This is a genomic window from Synechococcus sp. N5 (genome assembly GCF_900473925.1).
In the GTDB taxonomy this organism is placed as follows: domain Bacteria; phylum Cyanobacteriota; class Cyanobacteriia; order PCC-6307; family Cyanobiaceae; genus Parasynechococcus.
Genome location: NZ_UCNI01000014.1, coordinates 132,017 through 151,807, shown reverse-complemented (window position 1 = coordinate 151,807; position 19,791 = coordinate 132,017). Strand labels below are relative to the sequence as shown.

The window sequence follows — 19,791 nt, the reverse complement described above, 5'->3', positions numbered from 1 at the left end:
CTCGGCTCCCGCGCAAGACAAAACCATAACACCACACACCCCGAGGTCGCAATGGGCAAGCCCCCTTGAAGATCTGAAGGGTTGCTTCCACTGGCGAAACCCATTGCCAGAACTACGTTTCAGTTGGAGGTCACCGCGATGCCAACGCGTTTCACCGAACAAAGCCAGCGTTTCCGCCCCAACTCCAACGAAGAGCAGGTACTGCAAAAAGCACGGGAACACTTCGAAGCCACCCTGATTGGCGTACAGGGGGAACTCGCCGGCAGCGTTGCCGCGATGGAACATCGCCGCGCTGACGACGCCCTCAACTACGGCGAGATCTTCCTGCGGGACAACGTTCCCGTGATGATCTATCTCATGCTGGAGGGCCGCTTCGCCATCGTGAAGCAGTTTTTGAGCGTCAGCCTTCAGCTCCAAAGCACCAACGTTCAAACCCGTGGTGTCTTCCCCACCAGCTTTGTGGAGGAAGAGGGAGAACTGGTTGCCGACTATGGCCAGCGCTCGATCGGTCGCATCACCTCAGTGGATGCAAGCCTCTGGTGGCCGATTCTCTGCTGGATCTACGTCAAGCGCAGTGGGGACATCGAGTTCGGTCGCAGTCCTGAAGTGCAACGCGGTTTGCAACTGCTGCTCGATCTGGTTCTTCACCCCAGCTTCGAGGGCACACCGGTGCTGTTCGTTCCCGACTGCGCGTTCATGATTGATCGCCCCATGGACGTGTGGGGCGCTCCACTGGAAGTGGAGGTGCTGCTCTTCGCAGCGCTGCGCAGCTGCGTTGGGCTGATGGAACTCTGCCAACGCCACGAGAACAGCGTTCTTCTGGGGGAACGATTGCGGCTAAGCCGGCAATGGACCCATGACTTGCGGCAGTTCCTGCTGAAGCACTACTGGGTGACCAGCAAAACGATGCAAGTACTTCGGCGACGCCCCACGGAGCAGTACGGCGAAAACCAGCACCACAACGAATTCAACGTTCAACCCCAGGTCATCCCCGACTGGTTGCAGGACTGGCTCGAAAACCGTGGCGGTTACATGATCGGCAACATGAGGACCGGACGACCGGATTTCCGCTTCTACTCCTTGGGAAATTCCCTGGCATCACTGTTCGGGTTGCTGACCGCGCCACAGCAACGGGCTCTGTTCCGACTGGTGCTCCACAACCGTGACCACCTCATGGCACAGATGCCGATGCGCATCTGTCATCCCCCCATGGAGGGCGTGGAATGGGAGAACAAAACGGGCTCCGACCCCAAGAACTGGCCCTGGAGTTATCACAACGGTGGCCACTGGCCGAGCCTGCTCTGGTTTTTTGGTGCGTCCATCCTTCTGCACGAACGGCTGAATCCCCAGGCCGACGTGTTGCTGATGGGGCAAATGAAAACGCTGTTGGACGAGTGCTACTGGAGCCATCTCAACCAACTGCCCCGTCAGCAGTGGGCTGAATATTTCGATGGCCCCACAGGAACCTGGGTTGGACAGCAATCACGCACGTATCAGACCTGGACCATCGTTGGTTTTCTGCTGATGCACCACTTTCTCCACATCAACCCAGACGACGTGCTGATGCTCAACCTCGACGAATCGATGGATCACTGACGAACCAGCGCAGCCATGGCACAAAAAAACCCCGGCTCGAGGGGCCGGGGTGAATGATCTGAACTCAAGCAATGGATCAGAACAGTCCGAGGGTGAGCGACTTATCGATCGGAAGTGCTGCACCAATACCGAGGTAGATGGTGACAAGGGTTCCGGTCAGGAAGACAGTCATCGCCACGGGACGACGGAAAGGGTTCTGGAACTTGTTGAAGCTCTCGATGAAAGGAACAAGCATCAGACCCAGGGGAACGAGGGTTTGCAGAGCAATACCCAAAAGCTTGTTGGGAACAACCCGCAGAATCTGGAACACGGGGTAGAGGTACCACTCAGGAAGAATTTCCAGAGGGGTGGCGAAGGGATCAGCCTTGTCGGCAAGCATGGCTGGATCCAGGACGGCCAGACCAACTACACAGGCGATGGTGCCGAGGATCACCACCGGGAAGATGTAGAGGAGATCGTTAGGCCAGGCAGGCTCGCCGTAATAGTTGTGACCCATGCCCTTAGCGAGCTTGGCCCGCATCTTGGGATCAGAGAGATCAGGCTTTTTGAGAATGTGCATCGTTTAGTCCAGGTGTTGAGGGAACAGTAGGAACGCAGATCACAAGGGACCAGAAATGCCCTGCTTCCGAATCATCAGGAAGTGCATGAGCATGAACACCGCCAGGAGCCAGGGCATCACGAAGGTGTGAAGGCTGTAGAAGCGCGTAAGAGTGGCCTGACCAACGCTTTCGCCACCGCGAAGCAGTTCCACCATGAAATCGCCAACAACAGGGATGGCAGCAGGGACGCCGGAAACGATCTTCACAGCCCAGTAACCAACCTGGTCCCAGGGGAGGGAGTAACCGGTCACACCGAAAGACACGGTGATCACTGCCATGGTCACGCCGGTGACCCAAGTGAGCTCACGGGGACGCTTGAAGCCGCCTGTGAGGTACACGCGGAACACGTGGAGGATGAGCATCAACACCATCATTGATGCGCTCCAGCGGTGCACAGAGCGAATCAGCCAACCGAAGCTGACGTCGGTCATCAGGTATTCGACCGACTTGTAAGCCTCAGCAACGGTGGGCTTGTAATAGAAGGTCATCGCGAACCCAGTCGCGAACTGGATCAGGAAGCACACCAACGTGATGCCCCCCAGGCAATAAAAGATGTTGACGTGGGGGGGCACGTACTTGGAACCAATGTCGTCAGCAATGTCCTGGATTTCCAGACGTTCCTGGAACCAGTCGTAAACCGGTGATGAGTTCGCCATGCACAAGCGGGCTCGAGTTGCGAAAGTCTACTGAGCACGCTTCTGCCACTGAGGCGAACCCACCGCGATGTATCCAACTGTTAACGATCTTTCAGACTGGCTGCGGCGCAAAGGTTTTCAGGCGCTGAGGCAACTGATCGCAGCGTCTCTTTGCTGCTTTTTGGTGCTGGGCAGCGCCTGCACAACCGTTGCACTTAGCGACACACAACAGCTCGTGGTGGACAGCTGGCGGCTTGTGAACCAGGGCTTTTGGAACCCAGAGCAACTTGATGCGGTGCGTTGGAAGCGTCAACGGCAGAAGGCCATGGAACGCAGCATCGAGAGCAGCAACGATGCCTATGCAGCCATCGAATCGATGCTGGCTCAGCTGGGCGACCCCTACACGCGGCTGCTTCGTCCAGAGGACTACACGGCGCTGAAGAACAGCACCAACGGAAGCCTCAGCGGTGTGGGCTTGCAACTCGGGCCGGATGAAGGCGGCAATGGTGTTGTGGTGATTTCTGCCCTCGAGGGTTCACCTGCCGGCGAGGCGGAGATCACCAGTGGAACGCAGTTGCTGTCTGTTGATGGCCGGGACGTGGTGGATCTGGGTCTGGAGGGAACCGTGGCAGCGCTGCGCGGAGACGTGGGTTCGCAGGTGGTGCTGACGCTGGACAACGGCAGCGGTGAAACAAACGAGCTGACCCTGGAACGCCGCAGCGTGGACCTCAGGCCGGTGCGCACAAGACGCTTGCGCAGCGGCAGTCACACCCTTGGCTATCTGCGGATCACCCAGTTCAGCGAAGGAGTTCCCGAACAGGTGAAAGAAGCCCTTACAGAACTGCAGAACAAGGAGATCGAAGGATTGGTGCTCGACCTCCGCAACAACTCAGGCGGATTGGTGAGCGCTGGATTGGCGGTCGCCGACGACTTCCTTTCCGGTGGCGCCATCGTTGAAACCCGTAACCGCGAGGGCATCAATGACACCATCCAGGCCAGTCTCCAGACGATGTACGACGGACCGATGGTCACCCTCGTGAACGGAGGGACGGCAAGTGCGAGTGAAATCCTGGCTGGCGCCCTCCAGGACAACGAACGCGCCACCCTTCTCGGAGGACAGACGTTCGGCAAAGGGCTGATTCAAACGCTGACCAACCTCAGTGATGGCAGCGGCCTCGCCGTGACCGTTGCTGGCTACGTGACACCGAGTGGACGGAACATTCAAGGGGAAGGCATCGCTCCCGATCGTGGATTGTCAGATCCGGAACCCCTGAACCCCGGCGGTGACGGTGATCGCTGGCTCGCGGAAGCTGAGCAATGGATGGAGGCCCTGCTGGAACAACCCGCTGACGAGACCGAGGCATGAGTCAGCGGACCTATCACGACCCTCTGCATCGCGGCATTGGTCTTGACCGCCAAGCCCCAGCCGAGGGAATGGTGATGGACCTGGTGGACACGGCGCCATTCCAGCGCCTGCGACGCATCCGCCAGCTGGGTCCGGCATACCTCACCTTTCACAGCGCTGAATCCAGTCGATTCACCCACTCGCTGGGGGTCTTTCATCTGGCTCGCCGTGCGTTTGAGCGGATGCTGCCGTTGGCACCCGAGTTGGAGACGTATCGGGGGCTGCTCTACGGAGCTGCTTTGCTCCATGACATTGGCCATGGCCCCCTCAGCCACACCGGCGAAGAGATGTTTGACCTGCACCATGAAGCGTGGTCAGCGCGGGTGATCCGGCATCACCCAGAGATCCATGAATGTCTTGAGAGCCATGCATCCGGCACGGCTGAGGCGGTGGCGAACCTGCTGGAGCATGGACGCAGCCCTCACCCCCTGATCAAACACCTGGTCAGCAGTCAGCTGGATTGCGACCGACTGGATTACCTCCTGCGCGACAGCTACAGCACCGGAACGCGCTACGGGCAACTGGATCTCGACCGCATCCTGGGAGCACTGACCCTGGCCCCTGATGGGGACATGGCCATTCATCCCAAGGGTCTGATGGCTGTGGAGCACTACCTGGTGGTGAGAAACCTCATGTACAGGAGCGTCTACAACCACCGGTTGAATGTGGTGTGCAACTGGCTGCTGGAAAAACTGATCCTGACGGCACGACAACTGGGGCCTGACCAGGTGTGGGCTGATGAGGTGATGGCCACCTGGCTCTGGCAACCAGACCAGATCCGCTTGGAGGACTTCCTCGCCAACGATGACCAACGCACCGGCTACCACCTCCAGCGCTGGCAAGCCGAAGCGCCAGCAGCCCTGGCTGAACTGAGTGGGCGTTTCCTGGATCGACGCCTGCTCAAAGCAACGGCCGTTGAACATCTTTCCCCGGCGGATCAACTGCAATTGCTTGCAACAGCAAGGCGTCTGGCCGATCGTCATGGCCACGACCCTGAACTCTGCTGCGGATTGCGTCATCAACAGCTGCGCGGGTACCACCCCTATCGAGGCGGCTTGCGCCTCTGGGACGGGCAACAACTCCAAGCCCTGGAGAAAGCCTCTCCCCTGGTCGCAAGTCTGGCGACCCCGGCGGCAACCTCCTGGTTGATTCACCCCCGCGACATCAGCAACGAGCTCAGGCAGGAGATGGACGTTGAATGGCCCCGAGCAGCAGCAGCGTGAAGCAGCCATGACCTTGAGGCTTCCCGACCAGCGCCTGGATCACTGGAGGGATCGTTTGCCTGATCTGCTGAGCAGGTGTTCCCAACCGATTGTTGATCTCGATTGCGGGGACTGGGTATTGACCTGCAGCGACCTCGCTGATTTGTGCGCCGCCGTGAGCGAGGCAGGCCATCAACTCGGACGCATCACCGGCCAGGTAGCCGAGACGGTTGTGAGTGCTTCAGCCTTGGGACTGGACGCAAGCCGGTCCAAGACGCCGTCCAGCCGTGAACTCCAGCCCAATCCTTTGACGACAGCCCCTTCCGAGCTGTTGTTTCATCACGGAACCCTGCGCTCCGGCGACCATCTCCAAAGCGAGCGCACCATCCTTCTCTATGGCGATGTGAATCCTGGAGCGCGGATCAGTTCAGCCGCTGATGTTTTGGTGTGGGGTCGCCTGCGGGGCGTGGCCCATGCCGGATGTGAGGGGTCAACAACCGCGAAAATCGTTGCCCTGCAGCTGCGGCCACTGCAACTGAGGATTGCTAACGTTGTCGCCCGAGGCCCAGAGGATCTGCCCCAGGCGGGTTTGGCCGAACAGGCCGAGCTTAAGGATGGCGTGATCGCCATTGAACCCGCCGTCATCCAGAGCTTTCAAAAACGCTGACGTCGTTGTCAGGCCCAAAAGCCAGATTATTCTGGCCGCACCAAAGCAGAACCCTGGTGTCGACGACCCGAACCATCCTCATCTGTTCTGGCAAAGGCGGTGTCGGAAAAACAACGACCACGGCCAACCTTGGGATCGCCCTTGCTCGCCAAGGCGCCAAGACCGTGGTTCTTGACGCGGACTTCGGTCTGAGGAACCTCGACCTGCTCCTGGGCCTGGAGAACCGCATCGTCTACACCGCTCAGGAGGTGTTGGCCGAGACTTGCCGGCTGGAGCAAGCCCTGGTGAAGCACAAGCAGGAGCCCAATCTGGCCCTGCTCCCTGCGGGCAACCCTCGGATGCTCGAGTGGCTCAAGCCCAAGGACATGCAAGCCATCGTTACTCTGCTGGAACGCCAATTCGATTACGTGTTGATCGACTGCCCGGCAGGCATCGAGGACGGATTCAAAAATGCCGCGGCCGCAGCTCGAGAAGCAGTGGTGATCACCACCCCGGAAGTGGCCGCCGTGCGGGACGCTGATCGGGTGATCGGGCTTCTAAACACCCAGGGCGTGCAGCCTGTTCAGCTCGTGCTCAACAGGGTGCGGCCGAAGATGATGTCGAATCAGGAAATGCTCTCGGTGGACGACGTCACCGACATCCTGGCGTTACCTCTTCTGGGGCTTGTTTTTGAAGACGAACAGGTGATCGTGAGCACCAACCGCGGTGAACCCTTGACCCTGAGTGATTCGTCGTCCCCAGCGGCCCAGGCCTACGGCAACATCGCTCAACGGCTTCAGGGTGAAGACATTCCTCTGATGGACCCCTCCCAGGCCCGCCGCGGCCTCCGCGCCAGGATGCGCAAGCTGATGCAAACCCGGATTTTCTGAGGCGATGACACTCAAGGAATTCATCGACAAACTCCTGCGCCGTCAGCCCGCCAGTGCAGAAACAGCCAAAGAGCGGCTGCAGTTGGTGCTGGCCCACGACCGCAGTGACCTCAATCCGGAGCTGCTCGAACAAATGCGGCGCGAGATCCTCGAAGTGGTGGCCCGCTACGTGGAGATCGACCTCGCTGAAGGTGATGTGAGCCTCGAGACGGAAGATCGCGTCACCGCCCTGGTGGCGAACCTGCCGATCCGTCGCCCGATCGCCCAACCCGCCAAGGTGGAACCCTCTGAGCAGCAACCTGCTCAAGCTTGAAACCTCGAATCCCGAACCTCCTCACCCCCGCTGAACAGCGGTTGGTGATCAGTCATCGCACCGCTGAATGCCACATCAGCAGGGCACTCCGGAAAAGCGGATGTCGCAATCGACTCGAGCTGGTGCTTTGGCTGATTAGCGATCAAGACCCCGCCTTGAATCACCTGGCAGCCGGTACGATGCAGCCCATGCCGGCTTAGCTCAGCGGTAGAGCAGCGCTTTTGTAAAGCGAAGGCCATCGGTTCAAATCCGTTAGCCGGCTTGATCTGGATCAGGGCGACGTACTGCGGTCTGATTCGCCCGCCAGCAGCCAGATGAAGAAAACCCCCAACAACCAGGGGAGAAGATTCAGTTGAAGCGTCCAGGTGAAGACCGCTTCGAGGGGTTCCAGAACCCAATGAAGCAAGGCCATCACCAGCAGGCAGAACCCAACAAGCGAGATCACTCGAGCACCTCAACCCCTGCTGGAATCACAGCACCCCGGCGCACCAGGAGCCAGCGTCCTTGCTCCACCCAGACCAACACCGTGCTGGCCTGGCCCGAGGGTTGAGGCCAGGGCTGCGGACCCAGCTGCGCGACATCAGGGAAAACCAGAGCCGCCTCTGCTGCGGTCATGCTGGCGGGTTCACCGGAGCGATTGGCACTGGTGGTGGCCAACGGCCCGCTGATCTGAAGCAGCGCGCGGGTCTGCTCACAGGCCGGAATGCGGCAGCCCAGGGTTGTTCCACCTGGGTTGAGATACCGGCCCGCACCACCATCACGGGCAGGCAACACCAGCGTGAGCGCTCCAGGCCAATAGCGCTCAGCCAAAGCTTCAACCTCCCGATGGCAGGGCCCCTCAACCTCGTGGAGCAAGTCATTGACGGATGCACCCATCAAAATGAGGGGCTTATCGGCTGGGCGCCGTTTCAAGCGCCAGAGGGTCTGGGCTTGATCGGGAAGCACCGCCAGGCCAGGCAGCGTGTCGGTGGGAATGATGGCGGCTTCACCGGCACGAAGCAGCAGCGTCAGGTCGGAGGCGGCCAGAACCGGAGCAGGCATGAATCCTTCCTTCATCGCAGGCGTTGCATCAGCTTGATGCGGCAGGTTTGCAAGCAAGCGCAAAGCGGAGGGTCCCCTCAAGATCAGCGGCCGCTCTGACCTCCACCAAGCCGGCATCCCGCAGCAGCTGCGTCACCTGAGCGCTCTGGTCGTGGTGGTGTTCGAGCAAAAGCCAACCTCCGGGCGACAGCCCCATTAGGGCGCCATCCACCACGCTGCGGATCGCATCCAAGCCATCTGCTCCCCCAAGCAACGCCAAGTGAGGTTCGTGGTCACGCACCACAGCCTCAAGACCGTTAACCACAGCACTGGGGATGTATGGAGGATTGCTGACCACCAAATCCAGGCTTCCCCACCAGCTCTTGAGGGGAGACCACCACGACCCGAGGTGCAGCGAACAGTTGTGATGCGGGGCGCAACGCTCAAGATTGCGTTCAGCCAACTGCAAGGCATCGGAACTGAGGTCAACGCCATGCCCTGGTGCTGTGGGCCAGGCACGGGCCAGAGCAACAGCAATGGCTCCTGAACCAGTGCCGAGGTCAGCCCAACGAGCGGGAGGGGTGGCTTTGAACTGGCTCATGGCCAGATCCACCAGCAGTTCCGTTTCCTGACGGGGAATCAAGGCGGCAGGCGACGACTCAAGCAGCACATCCCGCCAGGGACAGAGCCCAACCAGGTGCTGGAGGGGAACATTCCCATGCAGGTGACGCTCCCACAGCTCAGAGAGCACCTCAAGGGACTGCTCCAGGGCGACGGTGCGCGAGGGGTCCAGCGACAGCCGTTGCAAGCTGGCCCAACGAAGACCAGCGGCAAGATCAAGCAACCAATCCAGATCAGCCGCGGTGCCACCCCGGGCGAGTTGTTGGCGCCGCCACTGCAACACATCAGTGCCGGCAACGGTTGTGCAGTCTCTCAAGGCCGAGGCTTGCGCCAATGCAATCCAGATTCACACAGCAGTTCGCGCCGACACTCAAGCGCCAAAAGCTGGGGGGCCAGCTCAGCAGGGGTGCACTGCAAACGAAGCACCAGCTGATCAAAGGTCGCCCCTGAGCCAATGGCCTCCATCAACCGCTGATGCTTGCCGAGTGACTCCTCTGACCTCAACGGGCCCTAGCCAATGGAAGCGAGCAGATCCTCAGGGTGAATCAAGGCAGTTGCACCATCGCGAAGCAGGGCATTGCTGCCCCGACAGGACCAACGGCGGGCATCCCCCGGAACCACCCATACGGGGCACTGCAACCGGCTCGCCCAGCGGGCCGAAATCAGTGCTCCGCTGCGTTGCGGACACTCCACCACCACGAGCGCCTGGGCAAAGGCCACCAACCAACGGTTCCGCGCCGCGAAGTGCCCTGGGCGCACACGGCAGCCGGACCGACTCGGACTGATCAACAGCCCTTGCCTGCCGACCTGCTGTTGCAACGAACGGTGGTGGGCTGGATAGACACGGTCCAAGGGTGTCCCCAACACCGCGATGGCCGTGCGGGCATGGATGTGCCGGAGCAGCGATCGATCCCCTTCGACGTAGAGCCCGGAAGGGGGTGCCTGCACATCATCCAAGCAACGAGGCCAATCAGGGTCACCCGGCAAAAGGGCACAAGCAGGCACGTCAAGCTTCAGGGCAGCCCCGTGCTCGAACCTGTAACGCTCAACGTCGCGCAAACAGTGCGCCGGCCAAGCCAGCGCCTGGCCCAAGCGTTCGATCGGCCACCCCCAGAGCTGATCAGGGCCGATGGCTTGGTCGCGGCAAAGCCTGCGTAGATCAGCCATGCGGGCGTCGCCCAAGCCAGGGCAACAGGTCCAGAGCCACCACCACCCCCGCACCAGCCCCGAGCAAGTACATGCGTACTGGCTCGGCAGCGGTGGCTCAGGGTTCGATTCAGAGCGATTGGCGCACCAGCTGATCCATCACCTCCTGCAGCTGCGCCGGCACGCGCCTGAGCACGCGCCCCTCACGCACCATCACCAGATTCACCGACGCCTCCGCAACCACCGCGTCTCCGCAGATAAAGCGTGAGATCCATGGCCAGCGCACCCCCTGCTGACCAGGGCATCGGCTTTCAACACACACTTCGTCGCCGTGCCGGAGCGGCTGGCGGTAATCCAGGTGAAGGGACACCACCGGCATATCGACACCCATCGCGGTCATGGCGGCATAGCCAAGGCCCGCAGCCTGGAGGGCCTCAACCCTGGCCTCCTCAAGCCACTGCACATAGGCCCCATGCCACATCACACCGGCGTAATCGGTGTGCTGTGGCAGCACACGCTTGGTCAGGGTGTACATGATCCGCGTAACGCTGTGACATCAGCTTCTCTCCACGGAGGCAACCACCCATAGGCTTCCGCAGAGGCTGCTTCATCTCCCTGTGTTCAGGAACCTTCTGATTGCCGACTCGGGCAAGGGTCACGTCGAGGAAATGATCCGGATGCTCCAGGACATTCCCAGCCTGAAGGCCGCCAAAATCAATTTGCTGCATGTGGTGTCGGAGCAAAGCAAGTCGCAATCCGACGGCCATCGCGACGAAGCAGAAAACCTCTTGAACAGCGCAATCACGCGCATGGGCCTGAGCCCGTCAAGCGTGAGCACCTTGATTCGCGAGGGCGACACCAAACAGACCGTGCTCAAAGTTGCCGATGAAGTTCAGGCCGACCTGATCGTGATGGGATCCCGCGGCCTGGGACGGCTTCAATCGATCCTGGCCAACAGCACCAGCCAATACGTCTTTCAGCTGTCCACGCGGCCGATGCTGCTGGTGCGAGATGACCTCTACGTCAAGCATGTCAACCGCGTGATGGTGACGATCGACGGAACAGGCGTTGGGGACGACGCTCTGCGCACGGCCTGCGAACTTGTGCGTGAAATCCCTGGCGGAACGCTCACCGGCGTTCATGTCGTACGCCAGGAGTCAGCACCCTCCCGGGGAGGCCGCACAAAAGCAGACGAAGTTCTTGACGCCGCTGTTCAGCGGGCCAGGGGTTTCGGTGTCGACATGCAAGCCATCCACACCGAAGGGAAGGACATCGGTCGCAGCGTTTGCCTGGCTGCATCGGAATGCAACGCCGACCTGGTGGTCATCGCCTCTCAGGACCGACGTCCTCTTGTCGCCAGAGGACTGGTGGATTTGGACAAGCTTCTGGGCGGATCAGTCAGCGACTACATCCGAGTGCACGCACCAGCCCCTGTGCTGCTGGTGCGTGAGCCTGAACAAGGCTGAATCAGGCCTCGTTGTTCTGCGTGCCGATGTAGAGCACGATCAGGAAGATCGCCGGAACCAGGATGAACAGGAGGCTGGCGACGAATCCGAGATCGTTGGTTTCCATGGCCGTTGGAGGGATCCAGGCGAAGGTATCACCGACAAGAGGCCTGGGGAACGTCTGCCCTAGGCCTCGTCACCGGCGGTAGCAGCCTTGGCATCTCGGCCCTCGCCATCGCCCCCATCCTGGTGCTCCTCATCGAGCTCACTAGACGGAGGCGCTGGCCATGCCGTGGGACCCGCCGGCAGCGGAGCCTGCCTGGCCGCAGCCAATCTCGAATCGGCATTGGCGAGCCTCACCTGAGGCCGGGTGAGAACCATGACGGACTTCTCCACCAGGGCCTGGCATGCCAGACGCCACTCCTGGGGTCGCCGGCGCAACTTGCTGTCTTCGACGGCAGTGCGTGCCGTCAGCGCATCGGCGTTGTCTTCGTCCACCACGGAAACGAAGCAGGTGATGCACTGACCACACCCTCCGCAATTGCCAAGCTGCCCCTTCAGGCCGTAGAGCTCGATCCCCTCGCGACGGGCCACCTCACGCAGGTTCTCACCGGGGTAACACTCCACATCACGCCCTTCGCGAACAAACCGGATAACGGGCATGAGCTCACAAGCAACCAACCCCCATCATGGGCTGAAGCATTGCGTTTTGTGAACAGCAGGGTCCTGACTTTCATGTCACTGACCGTTGCGGGCAGGTCACTTTTCCCCCGCCCTATGAACTGAAGCCCTTACGATCGCCCATGTCTGACTGCATAAGCAGTCTTGTCCCCCGAACCTGACCCATGGGATTGCCCTGGTATCGGGTGCACACCGTTGTCATTAATGACCCGGGCCGCCTTCTGGCTGTGCACCTCATGCATACAGCCCTCGTAGCCGGCTGGGCCGGCTCCATGGCTCTCTATGAGCTGGCCATTTTCGATCCGTCTGATCCTGTCCTGAACCCGATGTGGCGTCAGGGCATGTTCGTGATGCCTTTCATGTCCCGCCTGGGCGTGACCGGCAGCTGGGGTGGATGGAGCATCACCGGTGAAACGGGTGTTGATCCCGGCTTCTGGAGTTTCGAGGGCGTCGCTGCCGCTCACATCGTTTTCTCCGGCCTGATGATGCTGGCCGCCATCTGGCACTGGACCTACTGGGATCTTGAGATCTGGCAGGACCCCCGCACCGGCGAGCCTGCTCTCGACCTGCCGAAGATCTTCGGCATCCACCTGCTTCTCGCTGGACTCGGCTGCTTCGGCTTCGGTGCTTTCCACCTCACTGGCGTCTTCGGTCCAGGAATGTGGATCTCTGATCCTTATGCACTTACCGGTCATCTGGAGGCGGTTCAACCGTCTTGGGGACCCGAAGGTTTCAACCCTTTCAATCCCGGTGGAATCGTTGCCCACCACATTGCTGCTGGCATCGTCGGAATCATTGCCGGCATCTTCCACATCACCACGCGTCCGCCCGAGCGTCTCTACAAAGCGCTCCGGATGGGCAACATCGAAACCGTTCTTGCCAGCGCCATCGCAGCTGTGTTCTTCGCCGCTTTCATCGTGGCTGGAACCATGTGGTACGGCTCTGCTGCGACTCCCGTCGAGCTGTTTGGCCCCACCCGTTACCAATGGGATCAGAGCTACTTCAAGACTGAGATCAACCGTCGCGTACAAACCGCGATGGACGATGGCGCTACCCAGGAAGAAGCCTTCGAGGCTATCCCTGAAAAGCTCGCCTTCTACGACTACGTCGGCAACAGCCCTGCCAAGGGCGGTCTGTTCCGCGTGGGTCCGATGGTGAACGGTGATGGTCTTGCAACCGCTTGGGTTGGTCACATCGCATTCAGCGACAAAGAAGGTCGCAACCTCGAAGTCCGTCGTCTGCCGAACTTCTTCGAGAACTTCCCTGTCGTTCTGGAAGATGAGCAGGGCATCGTCCGTGCCGACATTCCTTACCGTCGTGCGGAAGCCAAGTTCTCCTTCGAACAACAGGGCGTGACCGCCAAGGTGTTCGGTGGTGCACTAGACGGCCAGACCTTCACTGACCCTGCCGACGTGAAGCGCCTTGCCCGTAAGGCTCAGCTGGGTGAAGCCTTCGACTTCGACCGTGAGACCTACAACTCTGACGGCACGTTCCGCAGCTCGCCGCGCGGCTGGTTCACCTTCGGCCACGCCACCTTCGCGCTGCTGTTCTTCTTCGGTCACATCTGGCACGGTGCCCGCACCCTGTACCGCGACGTGTTCGCTGGTATTGACCCCGACCTCGGAGATCAGGTGGAATTTGGCCTCTTCGCCAAGCTCGGTGACAAAACCACCCGTCGCCTGCCCGAGGGCTACGTTCCCCCCGCTGGAACTCCCCTCAACTGATCGCCCTCTAGGAACAACACGATGGAAAGCTTCGCTTACGTCCTCATCCTTACCCTCGCGATTGCCACCCTCTTCTTCGCAATCGCCTTCCGCGATCCGCCGAAAATCGGTAAGTGATTTGATCCCCCAAAACCCCGCCTCGGCGGGGTTTTTTCATGCTTTCCATCGCCCACCGTCGCAAGCCGGTCTCGTCCACGCGAGCGGATCACAGCAGTCTCACGTCAGCAACAGCCGTCAACGCAATCCTCAAATGAGACTGATGTCCACGAGGCCCTTCTCAAGTCTCAAATCAGTGTCTACAGTTGGTGCAATTAATTGATGCCCTCGGGGATGCAGTGCCCCTCCTGCCAAAACACAGATAGTCGCGTTCTCGAATCCAGGGCAGCGGATGGTGGACGCAGCGTGAGACGACGGCGTGAATGCCTCAACTGTGAATTTCGCTTCACCACCTACGAACGGGTGGAGACCGTTCCGATCACGGTGATCAAACGCAACGGCAACCGGGAAATCTTCAGTCGCAGCAAGTTGCTGCACGGCTTGAATCGAGCTTGCGAGAAAACGGGCTTGGACACCTCTCGGCTCGAATCCCTCGTGGAAGAACTCGAACTGAAACTTCAGCAACGCACCGGCAAGGAAGTGAGCAGCACAGAGATCGGTGAATTCGTGCTGAGGGATCTCAAACAGATCAGCGAAGTGGCCTACATCCGGTTCGCATCCGTTTATCGCCAGTTCCGAGGCATCGACGACTTCGTCTCGACCCTGGAAACACTGAACGCCGATCAGGAACAGAACCATCTGGCCACTGTTCGTTGAATCGGTTCGCTGAGCCAGTGCGCTGAATCGGTTCGTTGAACCCGTGCAGTGCATCGCTGCGCAAAAAAGCCGTCGGTCGTGTCTGTAAAGTCAGTAGTTCTCCATGAAACGTCGGCGGGCGTTCCATGCGATTTTTTCGAACTACCCACCTGAGGTAGACCGCCAGCCCCCCATGTCTGCGACTCCGACAGAAGATCAGATCCAGGATCAGGTTCAGGACGCGAACGCCACAGAAGCCTCTGCAGAAACCGCCGCCGCCGAACAGGCGTTTGAGGGTGAGGACCTGAGCATTCCTGAAGACGTCCCCACAGCAGATGATCCAACCAGCCGCGCCGCCAGCCGCAGCCTGGACGACGCCGGATTCACCCTGGATGAGTTCGCGGCTCTCCTCAGCAAGTACGACTACAACTTCAAGCCTGGCGACATCGTCAACGGCACGGTTTTCGCCCTGGAATCGAAGGGCGCCATGATCGACATCGGCGCCAAGACGGCTGCCTTCATGCCTCTGCAAGAGGTGTCGATCAACCGGGTCGAGGGTCTGAGCGACGTGCTCCAGCCCGGTGAGATCCGTGAGTTCTTCATCATGAGTGAGGAGAACGAAGATGGTCAGCTGGCGCTGTCGATCCGTCGGATCGAATACCAGCGGGCATGGGAGCGGGTTCGCCAGCTCCAGAAAGAAGACGCCACCATCTACTCCGAAGTGTTTGCCACCAACCGTGGTGGTGCCTTGGTGCGCGTGGAAGGTCTGCGGGGCTTCATCCCCGGATCCCACATCAGCACCCGCAAGCCGAAGGAAGAACTGGTTGCCGACTTCCTGCCTCTGAAGTTCCTCGAGGTGGATGAAGAGCGCAACCGCCTAGTGCTCAGCCACCGCCGCGCCCTGGTGGAGCGGAAGATGAATCGCCTGGAAGTGGGCGAAGTTGTGGTGGGTACCGTCCGCGGCATCAAGCCCTACGGCGCCTTCATCGACATCGGTGGTGTCAGCGGTCTGCTGCACATTTCCGAGATCAGCCACGAGCACATCGAAACCCCCCACTCGGTGCTGAACGTGAATGATCAGATGAAAGTGATGATCATCGATCTGGATGCCGAGCGCGGCCGGATTTCGTTGTCCACGAAGGCTCTCGAGCCCGAACCCGGCGACATGCTCACCGACCCCCAGAAGGTGTTCGAGAAGGCCGAGGAAATGGCTGCTCGCTACAAGCAGATGCTGATGGAGCAGGCCGAAGAGGGCGAAGATCCGATCAGCTCCATGATGATCTGAGCCTGATGGCCCAACTGCTGCTGAAGGGAGGTCCCATCGGCAATTTCCAAGGGGTGCTGTTCGATAAGGACGGCACCCTTTCCCATAGCGAGCCGCATCTGCTGGCCTTAGCAGACGCACGCATCAACAAAGCCGTCAAGGTTGCTCAGGAACAAGCCCCTGCGCTGAACCCCTCTGAGTTGAGCCACACCCTGCACAGAGCGTTTGGTGTTGATCAAGGCATGCTCGATCCCGGCGGAACCCTGGCGGTTGCCTCAAGGCAAGACAACATCGCCTCGACTGCAACGGTGTTCTGCCTGTTGGGCTGCTCATGGCCCCAGGCTCTCTCCCTGGCCCACACCTGCTTCGACGCGGTTGACCAGGAGGGCCTGATCGACACCACCCCAAGCCCGTTGATCAACGGGGCTGGGCAACTGCTGCAGGACCTGCACCAGCAGGGCGTCTCCGCTGCTGTGATCAGCAACGACACCCATTCCGGCATTGAAGACTTCCTGGCTCACCATCAGCTCGGCGCAGGCATTGCCGGCATCTGGAGTGCTGATGACCATCCGCGCAAACCCGATCCACAGGCCGTTCTGGAGCTGTGCAACAGGCTTGGCCTGCCACCCCAACGGTGTGCCTTGGTTGGCGATGCGGAGACCGACCTCCAAATGGCCCTCGAAGCCGGTATCGGCGGCGTGATCGGCTTCACCGGTGGCTGGAAGAGTGCTCCGAAACTGCCATCAGCCCAGCATCTTCTCCACAGCTGGGATCACCTCTCCTTAAGCACCAACTCGTAAAGTCGCCCGATCTGGAGCGCCGAATGAGCCGTTACGTCTTTACGTCTGAGTCCGTCACCGAAGGGCATCCCGACAAGATCTGCGACCAGGTGAGCGACGCCGTTCTTGACGCTCTGCTGGCCCAGGATCCCACCAGCCGTGTGGCCTGCGAGACCGTTGTGAACACCGGCCTCTGCATGATCACCGGTGAGGTGACCTCCAAGGCGCAGGTGGATTTCATCCACCTGGTGCGCAACGTGATCAAGGAAATCGGTTACAGCGGCGCCCGGGCCGGTGGCTTCGATGCCAACAGCTGTGCGGTGCTGGTGGCCCTCGACCAACAGTCCCCCGACATCGCCCAGGGCGTGAATGAGGCCGACGACCACGCCGGTGATCCCCTTGATCTGGTGGGTGCCGGCGACCAGGGAATCATGTTCGGCTACGCCTGCAACGAGACGCCCGAGCTAATGCCGTTGCCGATCAGCCTGGCCCACAGGCTGTCGCGCCGCCTGGCCGAAGTGCGCCACAACGGAACCCTGGGTTACCTGCTTCCCGATGGCAAAACCCAGGTGAGCGTCGTCTACGAAAACGACAAGCCCGTCTCGATCGACACGATCCTGATCTCCACCCAGCACACCGCTGAAGTGGACGGGATCAGTGATGAGCAGGGCATCCGCGAGCGCATCACCGAAGACCTCTGGACCCATGTGGTGGAGCCGGCGACCGCCGATCTGGCCCTCAAGCCCTCCCGTGAGGCCACCAAGTATCTGGTGAACCCCACCGGCAAGTTTGTGGTGGGCGGCCCTCAGGGCGATGCCGGTCTCACCGGCCGCAAGATCATCGTGGACACCTACGGCGGCTATGCCCGCCACGGCGGTGGTGCTTTCTCCGGCAAGGACCCCACCAAAGTGGACCGTTCGGCCGCCTACGCCGCGCGCTACGTGGCCAAGTGCCTTGTGGCCGCAGGGCTCGCCGAACGGGCCGAAGTGCAGCTGAGCTACGCCATCGGCGTGGCCAAGCCCGTTTCGATCCTGGTGGAATCCTTCGGCACCAGCACACTGGCCAACGATGCCCTCACCGCCTTGGTGCAGGAGCACTTCGATCTGCGCCCCGGCGCCATCATCGAGACCTTCGGTTTGCGCAACCTGCCCCAGCAACGGGGCGGCCGTTTCTATCAGGACACTGCGGCGTACGGCCATTTCGGGCGCAACGACCTCAACGCGCCCTGGGAAGACGTGACAGCGAAAAGCCAGGAGCTGAAGCAGGTCGCCGCGGCCTGAAGCCATGACGGATTCACCGCTGGTGCTCGGAATCGACCTGGGCACCAGCGGAATCCGCACAGCCGTTGTTGCCGCTAACGGCGCGCTGCTCGACAGCCGATCCCAGGCCTACAGCGGAGACTTCGCCTACCCCCTCAGCTGGCGCGAAGGCTGTGGAGACCTGATCAGGGCAATCCCAGGCCAGCTGCGATCACAGCTGAAAGCACTCGCCGTGGATGGCACCTCCGGCACGCTGCTGGCCTGTGATCGCGATGGTTCCCCACTGGGGAAAGCACTGGCCTACTCCCAGAGCTGCCCTGAGCTGCAGTCAGCCCTGCAGCCTCTGGTGGATCCCAGTAGTCCAGCCGCCAGCTGCAGCGGCAGCCTGGCCCGGGCTTTGCGGCTCCTCACCTGCCATGGCGAGGCGATCCTGCTGCGGCATCAGGCCGACTGGATCAGCGGATGGCTGCTGAACGATTGGCGCTGGGGAGAAGAAGGTAACAACCTGCGTCTGGGTTGGGATCTGATCACGAACAGCTGGCCAGCCCGTTTTGCCGAACAGTCCTGGCGGCAGGCACTGCCTGAAATCCGTCCCAGCGGCAGCATTCTCGGGACGATCGCACCGGAGCAGGCGAAGGCCTTGGGCCTGGAGAACGATCTGATCGTCGTTGCCGGCACAACGGATTCCAATGCCGCCGTGCTCGCCGCCGATCCCGGTCCCGGAGATGGGATCACCGTGCTGGGAACCACGCTGGTGATGAAGTGCTTCACCGAGACGCCCCTGCACGCCCCGGGCGTCACCAGCCATCGCGTGGGGGGACGCTGGCTCTGTGGAGGCGCCTCCAATGCAGGGGCCGGTGTGCTGCAGCGTTTTTACAGCGACGAGCAACTCAGCGAACTGAGCCGCCAGATCGACCCAGACACCGACAGCGGACTTCGCCTGCGGCCGCTTCCCGCCCCGGGGGAACGTTTCCCTGTGGATGATCCAGAGATGCTGCCGGTGCTTGAACCACGGCCGGTGAGCGATGCCCTGTATCTGCATGGACTGCTGGAAGGTCTCGCCGAGATCGAAGCGCAGGGTTGGCAGCGCCTGAACGAGCTGGGTGCTGCTGCACCCAGGCGGATCATCAGCATCGGCGGTGGAGCGCGCAATCCCCAATGGCGACGGCTGCGGGAACGCCGCCTCGGCTGCGCCGTAACGAGTTGCCAAACTCCCCCTGCTGCAGGGGTGGCGCGACTGGCCCAACAGGCCCTAGTCGGGTGAGAATTCCGGCATCACGCCCCACCCCCATGCCCACCAAGCTCCGCGATGGTCTGGCCATCGGCCTTTTCGTCGTTCTGGCCGGGTACGTGGGCTTCAGCGGCATTCGCCTCGGCCTTTTGTTGATCGAGCGCTTCGCTTGAGCCGATCACTGCAAAGATTGCACTCACCTGTTTGATCCCAATGCCTGCAGACCCCCTCACTGATGCCGTCAGCACACGGATCTGCAAACACATGAACGACGACCATGCCGAAGCGGTGCTCGCCTATGCCAAGCACTACGGCGGCGTCAGCAATCCCGCTGCAGCGCGCATGGTGTCTGTGAAAGCAGAAACCATGGAACTGGAGGTGGATGGCGCCAGCGTCAGCATTGCCTTTGATCACACCCTCACCGACAGCGAAGACGCTCACCGCACCTTGGTGGCCATGCTGCGGGCGATGCCCAAAGAAGGCGCCTGATCTCGGAGCGATTCAGCCCAACAGGGGAACGCTCGTTGCAGCGACCCACCTGCT

25 protein-coding genes and 1 tRNA gene are annotated in these 19,791 nt (G+C 60.9%); 16 read left to right on the top strand and 10 right to left on the bottom strand.

What is annotated here, in order from left to right:
* The first annotated feature begins 138 nt into the window (after positions 1-138).
* On the top strand, positions 139-1,596 hold the full coding sequence (locus DXY03_RS11745) for a glycoside hydrolase 100 family protein (RefSeq protein WP_115010546.1): 1,458 nt from the start codon (positions 139-141) through the stop codon (positions 1,594-1,596).
* Positions 1,597-1,672: 76 nt separating this feature from the next.
* Here the strand turns inward: DXY03_RS11745 and petD are convergent, their stop codons facing one another.
* Positions 1,673-2,155 carry a cytochrome b6-f complex subunit IV gene (petD, locus tag DXY03_RS11740; protein ID WP_006851144.1) on the bottom strand — a complete coding sequence of 161 codons (483 nt, stop codon included), beginning with the start codon at positions 2,153-2,155 and terminating at the stop codon, positions 1,673-1,675.
* A gap of 39 nt (positions 2,156-2,194) precedes the next feature.
* The gene (petB, locus tag DXY03_RS11735) at positions 2,195-2,851 is read right to left on the bottom strand and encodes a cytochrome b6 (protein ID WP_011363493.1); all 657 of its coding nucleotides are present in this window, start codon (positions 2,849-2,851) and stop codon (positions 2,195-2,197) included.
* A 67-nt stretch (positions 2,852-2,918) separates the two neighbouring features.
* On the opposite strand from petB, the gene ctpZ reads away from it, so the two are divergent.
* The 6 genes from ctpZ to DXY03_RS11700 all read left to right on the top strand — a co-directional run bounded on the left by ctpZ (position 2,919) and on the right by DXY03_RS11700 (position 7,548).
* Positions 2,919-4,196, top strand: coding sequence for a carboxyl-terminal processing protease CtpZ (ctpZ, locus tag DXY03_RS11730; RefSeq protein ID WP_115010545.1), 1,278 nt, complete (start codon positions 2,919-2,921; stop codon positions 4,194-4,196).
* Entirely contained in the window at positions 4,193-5,458 is a 1,266-nt protein-coding gene (locus DXY03_RS11725) for an HD domain-containing protein (RefSeq protein WP_115010544.1), read from the top strand. The genes ctpZ and DXY03_RS11725 overlap by 4 nt, the downstream gene beginning before the upstream one ends.
* Positions 5,459-5,465: 7 nt before the next feature.
* A complete protein-coding gene (minC, locus tag DXY03_RS11720) occupies positions 5,466-6,104 on the top strand; it encodes a septum site-determining protein MinC (RefSeq protein WP_115010560.1) in 639 nt (212 codons plus the stop codon).
* Between the two features lie 56 nt (positions 6,105-6,160).
* Positions 6,161-6,973, top strand: coding sequence for a septum site-determining protein MinD (gene minD / locus DXY03_RS11715; protein ID WP_115010543.1), 813 nt, complete (start codon positions 6,161-6,163; stop codon positions 6,971-6,973).
* A gap of 4 nt (positions 6,974-6,977) precedes the next feature.
* Positions 6,978-7,286, top strand: a complete 309-nt coding sequence (minE, locus tag DXY03_RS11710; protein ID WP_006851856.1) for a cell division topological specificity factor MinE — start codon at positions 6,978-6,980, stop codon at positions 7,284-7,286.
* Between the two features lie 190 nt (positions 7,287-7,476).
* Positions 7,477-7,548, top strand: a tRNA-Thr gene (locus DXY03_RS11700).
* Between the two features lie 9 nt (positions 7,549-7,557).
* Here the strand turns inward: DXY03_RS11700 and DXY03_RS12405 are convergent.
* The 6 genes from DXY03_RS12405 to DXY03_RS11680 form a co-directional block, all read right to left on the bottom strand.
* Positions 7,558-7,731, bottom strand: a complete 174-nt coding sequence (locus DXY03_RS12405; protein ID WP_170952057.1) for a hypothetical protein — start codon at positions 7,729-7,731, stop codon at positions 7,558-7,560.
* Complete coding sequence (locus DXY03_RS11695; RefSeq protein WP_244272456.1) at positions 7,728-8,342, bottom strand: L-threonylcarbamoyladenylate synthase; 615 nt, start codon at positions 8,340-8,342, stop codon at positions 7,728-7,730. The genes DXY03_RS12405 and DXY03_RS11695 overlap by 4 nt, the downstream gene beginning before the upstream one ends.
* A 13-nt stretch (positions 8,343-8,355) precedes the next feature.
* Positions 8,356-9,261 carry a peptide chain release factor N(5)-glutamine methyltransferase gene (prmC, locus tag DXY03_RS11690; protein WP_115010541.1) on the bottom strand — a complete coding sequence of 302 codons (906 nt, stop codon included), beginning with the start codon at positions 9,259-9,261 and terminating at the stop codon, positions 8,356-8,358.
* Positions 9,240-9,431, bottom strand: a complete 192-nt coding sequence (locus DXY03_RS12660) for a hypothetical protein (protein WP_256377255.1) — start codon at positions 9,429-9,431, stop codon at positions 9,240-9,242. Before DXY03_RS12660 ends, prmC begins: the two co-directional genes overlap by 22 nt.
* A 6-nt stretch (positions 9,432-9,437) precedes the next feature.
* Positions 9,438-10,109: a DNA-processing protein DprA gene (locus tag DXY03_RS11685; protein WP_244272455.1), complete on the bottom strand. Its 672-nt coding sequence runs from the start codon at positions 10,107-10,109 to the stop codon at positions 9,438-9,440.
* Positions 10,110-10,203: 94 nt separating this feature from the next.
* Positions 10,204-10,608 (bottom strand): thioesterase family protein, encoded by a 405-nt coding sequence (locus tag DXY03_RS11680; protein WP_115010540.1) that lies wholly within the window; start codon positions 10,606-10,608, stop codon positions 10,204-10,206.
* A gap of 82 nt (positions 10,609-10,690) precedes the next feature.
* Between DXY03_RS11680 and DXY03_RS11675 the strand changes: the two genes are divergently transcribed.
* Positions 10,691-11,539 (top strand): universal stress protein, encoded by an 849-nt coding sequence (locus DXY03_RS11675; RefSeq protein WP_115010539.1) that lies wholly within the window; start codon positions 10,691-10,693, stop codon positions 11,537-11,539.
* Position 11,540: 1 nt separating this feature from the next.
* Here DXY03_RS11675 and psbM read toward each other — a convergent pair whose 3' ends face one another.
* Together psbM and DXY03_RS11665 are read right to left on the bottom strand one after the other, a co-directional pair.
* Positions 11,541-11,645, bottom strand: a complete 105-nt coding sequence (psbM, locus tag DXY03_RS11670) for a photosystem II reaction center protein PsbM (protein WP_025362091.1) — start codon at positions 11,643-11,645, stop codon at positions 11,541-11,543.
* Positions 11,646-11,704: 59 nt separating this feature from the next.
* Positions 11,705-12,181: a 2Fe-2S iron-sulfur cluster-binding protein gene (locus tag DXY03_RS11665; protein ID WP_115010538.1), complete on the bottom strand. Its 477-nt coding sequence runs from the start codon at positions 12,179-12,181 to the stop codon at positions 11,705-11,707.
* A 182-nt stretch (positions 12,182-12,363) separates the two neighbouring features.
* Here DXY03_RS11665 and psbB point away from each other — a divergent pair, with 182 nt between their 5' ends.
* The 8 genes from psbB to DXY03_RS11625 all read left to right on the top strand — a co-directional run bounded on the left by psbB (position 12,364) and on the right by DXY03_RS11625 (position 19,737).
* Positions 12,364-13,923 (top strand): photosystem II chlorophyll-binding protein CP47, encoded by a 1,560-nt coding sequence (gene psbB, locus DXY03_RS11660; protein ID WP_114987403.1) that lies wholly within the window; start codon positions 12,364-12,366, stop codon positions 13,921-13,923.
* Positions 13,924-13,944: 21 nt separating this feature from the next.
* A complete protein-coding gene (locus DXY03_RS11655) occupies positions 13,945-14,040 on the top strand; it encodes a photosystem II reaction center protein T (protein ID WP_011128841.1) in 96 nt (31 codons plus the stop codon).
* 213 nt (positions 14,041-14,253) lie between these two features.
* Complete coding sequence (gene nrdR / locus DXY03_RS11650; RefSeq protein ID WP_115010537.1) at positions 14,254-14,736, top strand: transcriptional regulator NrdR; 483 nt, start codon at positions 14,254-14,256, stop codon at positions 14,734-14,736.
* A gap of 172 nt (positions 14,737-14,908) precedes the next feature.
* Positions 14,909-16,000: a 30S ribosomal protein S1 gene (locus tag DXY03_RS11645; RefSeq protein WP_115010536.1), complete on the top strand. Its 1,092-nt coding sequence runs from the start codon at positions 14,909-14,911 to the stop codon at positions 15,998-16,000.
* Positions 16,001-16,005: 5 nt separating this feature from the next.
* Positions 16,006-16,779: an HAD family hydrolase gene (locus DXY03_RS11640; protein ID WP_115010535.1), complete on the top strand. Its 774-nt coding sequence runs from the start codon at positions 16,006-16,008 to the stop codon at positions 16,777-16,779.
* Between the two features lie 23 nt (positions 16,780-16,802).
* Entirely contained in the window at positions 16,803-18,038 is a 1,236-nt protein-coding gene (gene metK / locus DXY03_RS11635; protein WP_115010534.1) for a methionine adenosyltransferase, read from the top strand.
* 4 nt (positions 18,039-18,042) lie between these two features.
* Positions 18,043-19,281 carry an FGGY-family carbohydrate kinase gene (locus tag DXY03_RS11630; protein ID WP_115010533.1) on the top strand — a complete coding sequence of 413 codons (1,239 nt, stop codon included), beginning with the start codon at positions 18,043-18,045 and terminating at the stop codon, positions 19,279-19,281.
* 180 nt (positions 19,282-19,461) lie between these two features.
* Positions 19,462-19,737, top strand: a complete 276-nt coding sequence (locus DXY03_RS11625) for a DUF2470 domain-containing protein (protein WP_011363472.1) — start codon at positions 19,462-19,464, stop codon at positions 19,735-19,737.
* Positions 19,738-19,791 lie beyond the last annotated feature (54 nt).